Source organism: Huintestinicola sp., from assembly GCF_050874005.1.
GTDB lineage: Bacteria > Bacillota > Clostridia > Oscillospirales > Ruminococcaceae > Huintestinicola.
Window position 1 is genome coordinate 1 of record NZ_JBNMJV010000077.1, and the last position, 5,974, is coordinate 5,974.

The 5,974-nt window shown below is 44.8% G+C and carries 5 protein-coding genes; 3 read left to right on the plus strand and 2 right to left on the minus strand.

Going from position 1 to position 5,974, the window contains the following annotated elements; all coding sequences use genetic code 11:
• A partial coding sequence (locus ACR0QN_RS13860; RefSeq protein ID WP_432651814.1) for a hypothetical protein occupies nt 1–2,601 on the minus strand: 2,601 nt, incomplete at its 3' end.
• Between the two features lie 175 nt (nt 2,602–2,776).
• Nucleotides 2,777–3,103 carry a winged helix-turn-helix transcriptional regulator gene (locus tag ACR0QN_RS13865; protein WP_432651815.1) on the minus strand — a complete coding sequence of 109 codons (327 nt, stop codon included), beginning with the start codon at nt 3,101–3,103 and terminating at the stop codon, nt 2,777–2,779.
• Between the two features lie 269 nt (nt 3,104–3,372).
• On the opposite strand from ACR0QN_RS13865, the gene ACR0QN_RS13870 reads away from it, so the two are divergent.
• The 3 genes from ACR0QN_RS13870 (at nt 3,373) to ACR0QN_RS13880 (ending at nt 5,748) form a co-directional block, all read left to right on the plus strand.
• Nucleotides 3,373–4,002 carry an NAD(P)-dependent oxidoreductase gene (locus ACR0QN_RS13870; protein ID WP_432651816.1) on the plus strand — a complete coding sequence of 210 codons (630 nt, stop codon included), beginning with the start codon at nt 3,373–3,375 and terminating at the stop codon, nt 4,000–4,002.
• Between the two features lie 164 nt (nt 4,003–4,166).
• Entirely contained in the window at nt 4,167–4,928 is a 762-nt protein-coding gene (locus tag ACR0QN_RS13875) for a protein-ADP-ribose hydrolase (RefSeq protein ID WP_432651817.1), read from the plus strand.
• Nucleotides 4,900–5,748 (plus strand): SIR2 family NAD-dependent protein deacylase, encoded by an 849-nt coding sequence (locus ACR0QN_RS13880; protein ID WP_432651818.1) that lies wholly within the window; start codon nt 4,900–4,902, stop codon nt 5,746–5,748. Before ACR0QN_RS13875 ends, ACR0QN_RS13880 begins: the two co-directional genes overlap by 29 nt.
• Nucleotides 5,749–5,974: the final 226 nt, after the last annotated feature.

Here is a 5,974-nt window from a genome sequence, read left to right on the forward strand (position 1 = left end):
AACAAAGAGGAAAGCTGCGGAGAGGTCAAGAGGTATTTTCCAGCCCTCGGGCTTATTAAACTTAAATGTATATACGAAGTTCAGATATATTACTGCGAAGATGGTAAGGAAGAGAGCAAACTGTGTACCGTTTGCCGCAAGCTCCCAAAGGGTCATTAAAATGAATGCAATTCCCGTAAGCTGTGACGTGAATGCAAAAACAGTTTTGCCGTAGATGTTATGTCCCTTGTATGCCATAATTGTGACAACGGCGCTCTGAATGATGTAAAGAGCGGCTATAGCATAGCACTCATATGACCAATTGCCGAAAGAGTTTATCATCTGACAGCCTGCGTACAATGCGCTTGGAACAAAGAGGAAAGCTGCGGAGAGGTCAAGAGGTATTTTCCAGCCCTCGGGCTTATTAAACTTAAATGTATATACGAAGTTCAGATAAATTACAGCAAATATGGTAAGGAAGAGAGCAAACTGTGTACCGTCTGCCGCAAGCTCGGAAAGGGTAATTAACGTGAAGACAATGCCCGTAAGCTGTGACAGCACGCCGAAAACAGTTTTGCCGTAGATGTTATGTCCCTTGTATGCCATAATTGTGACAGCGGCGCTCTGAATGATGTAAAGAGCAGCAATGATAAAGCAGGAGATGTCCCAATGTCCGTAATTGTCACCAAGCACGAACAAGGAGCATAACAGGCTGATAATTCCCAGAACTGAGGAAGCTATATCCACAGGGACTTTCCAGCCCTCGGGGAGCCTTGCGGAAGCTGAGTAGACTGCATTTACAAGCACAAGGAAAAGTGCTGTAAGTATCACGGCTGCGGCAGCGGCGCTGTGGGATATCTCGGCAATGAGCATTACCGAGAAAGCCATACCCGTAAACAGCGATGTAAAGGCGGAGGCGGCATTTTCATACACGTTATGTCCGTAAGCTGCCATTATTCCCACGGCGAAGGAGTGGACTATGTACAGTCCTGCTGCTGTAAAGCATACGCCGTTCCATTCGCCGAAGCTTCTGCCAAGTGCGGCAAATGTGGACAAAAGCCCTGCGGCATAGAGTAAAAATGCGGAGAATTTTACAGAGCCGTCCCATTCATCGGGGACATTTACATTAAATGTAATGAAACCGCTTATGAAAACAAGTGCAAATACTGTAAGAGCAAGTGCGAAAATCTGAGTGCTGTCCGAAAGCTTCCACATCAGAGCTGTTACAAAGAATATTCCGGAAAGAAGGGAGACTGACGCAGACAAGCGCTTTTTGTATATGGTGTGTCCCTTAAAGCCCATAACTGCGATGATTACAGACCGTACCGCATACACTCCGGCACAGGCATTTGCCAATGTGGAATTTGTAAATGCAGAGGCTATGCCGCTTATGAGAGCCACAGCATAAAGCACAGCGGAAACGGTTTTCACAGGCTTTTCCCATTTGTCGGATATTTTTATATCAAGGGTATAAACCACCGTATTTACCGCAAGGGTGAGAAGCGCCATAAGAAAGGCGAACATTCCTCTTTCATCGGAAAGCTGGATAAGAAGCAAAACTGCGGACATTGCTCCGCCGGAAACGGATATGTATGCAGCGGAAATCTTGTTGAATATGCTCCTTCCCTTTGCGGACAGCAGGCTGATGATAAGTGCGGCAAGGGAGAAAAGCAGGAAGCTTCCGCCGCCTGTTACGGAAAGATAGCTTCCGAACAGTCCGAAAAAGCCTGCGGTCAGAAGAGTTATCGCCGAGAAGAATGTGCCGAGAGTGTAGAAGGCGAAGCCTGTGCTTTCAAGCTTCAGCTTTTTGTGTGCAAATGCGCTGATACCGAAAAACAGAGCGGTTATTACTCCGACAGCGCAGGTCCTGCCCAGCTTGCCCAGGTTTACCCATACGGCGGTGGAGAAAACAAGTCCTGCAAGTATTACAAAAATAATGCCTATGGTCATAAGCACAGACATTGCGCCTGCACGCTTGTTTGTATCGTTGTGCTTTTCCGGAGCGGCAGCCTTAACGGGAGATGGCTGTCTGACAGCTTTTGCTGTTTCTTCGTCTCTGAAAACAGGCTCTGAGGGCTTCACGGGAGCGGCATTATTTCTTTCGGGGTCATTATGTATAACGGGAGCCGACTGCCTGACGGTGTTTACAGTTTCCTCGTCTCTGAAAACGGGTCCCGCAGATTTTACGGGAGCGGCATTATTTTTTTCGGGAGCATTATGTATAACGGGTGTCGGCTTATTCAGAGCATTTGCAGCCCCTTCGTCTCTGAGCACAGGCTTAGCAGGCTTTACGGGATCAGACTGCTTTACGGGTGTGATGATCGCATCGGGAGACGGCGCTTCCTTATGTACGGGAGCCACAGGGACAGCCCCGGCAGGCTTGCTGCTGTATTCGTGGCTGTCGGAAAAAATGGGAGCGTCAGACGCAGAGCTGCGCTGAGATGAAGCCTGCTCCTCTTTTTTGGCTTTCAGCTCCACATATTCCGTACAGCTTATCCTGCCGCTTTTAAAAAGCTCGGATACAAAGTCCTCAAGCTTTGATCTTCTCCTGGTTTGTATTATTGAGAGAGGGATAAGCACAATGGGTGACAATATCCACGCTATGATAAACAGATATACCATAAAACCGCCTCCTGTATTAGCTTTAACCAAATTATACCATTACAGGGGCGGTGCGGCAATATGCCGTTTGTAATTATCAAAGTGACATTTGTCACTATTTTTCTGCTTATTCAGAAATATCCATATTATGGTCAATATCTTTCAAATGCAAAAAATCGCAGAACGCAATAAAAATTTATCTGCATTTTTCCTGAAATTCCGTTCCCCATTTTGCCATAGCGTCCAGAATGGGAGACATACTCATTCCAAGCTCTGTGAGAGTATATTCCACTCTCGGCGGCACTTCGGGGAAAACCTCTCTTGTAACAAGCCCGTTTTCCTCCATATCACGAAGATTTGAGGTCAGCACCTTCTGGGAAATACCCGTGACGGATCTTTTCAGCTCGCCGAAGCGTTTTGTGCCGCTTCTCAGATCACGGAGTATAAGCACTTTCCATTTATCCCCTATAAGCATAAGGGTAGTTTCCACGGGGCAGGGGGGCAGATCGGCTTTGTTTATCATATGATATCCTCCCAATAGTATATTTTTGACTGTAACATTCGTTTGTATACATATTAACATATCCGCCCGAAAATATCAAGAAAAATTTTTTGTGGGAAATTTTCTCATAACAGCGCAAATGTTACTTCAAAGTAACTATGCCACAAAAAAGTGCCTGCTTTACAAGCCGGAAAAGCTGTGTTATCATAAACCTAAGGAAAGAGATCAAGCGCTTAAATCTCCCGAAAAATAAACCAAACCAAACCAATCTTTTCAGGAGGAATTTTTTTATGAAGATCGCAGTTATATGTGCAAACGGAAAAGCAGGTCAGCTTATCACCAAGGAAGCTGTAAACAGAGGTCTGGACGTTACTGCTGTTGTAAGAGGAGAAAATAAGTCTGCCGCAAAGAAGGTTATCATCAAAGATATATTTGACCTTACATCGGAGAACCTAAAGGGCTTTGACGCAGTTGTTGACGCATTCGGCGCCTGGACACCCGAGACTATACCCCAGATACCTAAAGCAGCCGATAGGCTTTGTGATATCCTGTCCGGAAGTGATACCCGTCTTCTTATTGTCGGCGGTGCCGGAAGTCTGTATGTGAATTCCGAACACACTCTGACCGTTGCTGACGGAGCGGATTTTCCCGAAGCATTCAAGCCCCTTGCGGCAGCTCACGATATCGCACTTAAATCTCTCCGAAGCAGGAATGACATTAAGTGGACATACATCAGCCCTGCGGGAGATTTTCGTGCAGACGGTGAAAGGACAGGAAAATATATTCTCGGCGGAGAGGAGCTTGTGCTGAATTCCAAGGGTGAAAGCGTTATCAGCTATGCGGATTATGCGGTCGCAATGGTTGACGAGATAATAAGCGGCGATAATATCCGGAAACGTATCAGCGTGGTTTCCGAATAAATCCCTATAAAGGAAAAGGGGCTGCCGTAAGAGGTGTCCCCTTTGCCGCTTCGTTGGTTAGAATGTGAAACGAACAAAGTGTGTGGCACGGTACCGGCAAAAACTTCTTTATCGGTACTTCCCTAATACGGCAGTCCCGTTTTTCTGTGAAAGGAATGATCAGAATGACAAATGACGAAAAATTATTATACCTTATAAAATTTTTGATCGCTGAGGAGCCGCATTATAAAAATATACATATACCTGCGGACAGACGCTCTCGTTTTGACCTGTTCCGCAGTCTGGTGAATATCCGTCTGCCAAAGCCTGCTCCCGATGATCTTCTGAAAGTGCAGGACGAATTTCTGCAAGAGGAAACAGCTGCCAAAGGCATTGTTGATATTGACGATATGCATCCTATTAAGGACAACATTTATCTTTGGAAAGGGGATATTACCGGGCTGAAATGCGGAGCAATAGTCAATGCCGCAAATTCGCAAATGCTTGGGTGTTTTCAGCCTTGTCATTCCTGCATTGACAATGCGATACACACCTTTTCGGGAGTAGAGCTTCGTCTGGAATGTGCGGCTGTTATGGAAAAGCAGGGACATAATGAGCCGACGGGACAGGCAAAGCTCACATCTTCATACAATCTTCCCTGCGATAAAATTATCCATACCGTAGGACCTATAGTTAACGGCATACTGACAGAAAAACATTGCCGTCAGCTTGAAAGCTGTTATATATCCTGCCTGAAAACTGCCGCCGAAAACGGCATTGAAAGCATAGCGTTCTGCTGCATTTCAACGGGAGTGTTCGGTTTTCCTAAAAAGAAAGCGGCGGAAATTGCGGTGGATACGATTCAGAAATATTCGGAAAACATAAAGGTGATATTCAATGTCTTTACTCAGAACGACTATGAAATTTACAGAGAACTGCTCGGATAAGATAAGCCGTCTGAGATCGGAACTCGACCGTGCCGACTGTGTGATCATAGGAGCAGGTGCAGGGCTTTCAGCGGCGGCAGGATTTACTTATTCGGGAGAGCGGTTTGAAAAAAACTTTGCCGATTTTATAGAAAAATACAGCTTCAAGGATATGTATACGGGCGGATTTTATCCCTTTGAAAGTTTGGAGGAGCATTGGGCATACTGGTCGAGATATATTAGCATCAACCGATATTCCGAGGCTGAGAACGGCGTATATAAGCGGCTTTTTGAGCTTATCTCCGACAAGGACTATTTCGTTATGACAACTAATGTTGACCATTTGTTTCAGAAAGCGGGATTTGACAAAAACAGACTTTTTTATACTCAGGGGGATTATGGACTTTTTCAATGTTCAAAGCCTTGCTGCGATAAGACCTATGACAATGAAGAAATTATCCGCAGAATGTGTGCCGAGCAGGAAAATATGCGGATACCCTCAGAACTGATCCCTTATTGTCCCGTTTGCGGCGCACCTATGACAATGAATCTTCGGTGCGATAACAGGTTTGTTCAGGACAAAGGCTGGTATCGTGCGAGCAGGCATTATGATGAATTTATACGCCGCCATAAAAATAGGCACAACTTGTTTCTGGAGCTTGGAGTGGGTTTCAACACACCGGGTATCATAAAGTATCCTTTTTGGAAAATGACTGCGGATAATCCAAATTCGGTTTATGCCTGCGATAATTTCGGAGAAGCTTTTTGTCCAAAGGAAATAAGCAAACGCTCTGTTTGTATTAACGTAGATATTGCATATGTGCTTAATGACCTGCAATAAATTCTCAGGAGATCAACGTCAGAAATATAATATTATTGTGTATATAGTCAGAAGAGATACCGGGAGAATAAATGGATATTTATATAATGGTAACATCTAAAAACCCCTGTACAAAAAAGAAAAAAAGTGGTAAAATAGAGATATGAAAATAAGACAGATAGGGTTCTTTGATGAGGAGAACCGATACAAGAAATTAACAGAATTAGGCGATCCGCTGGAGAAACTG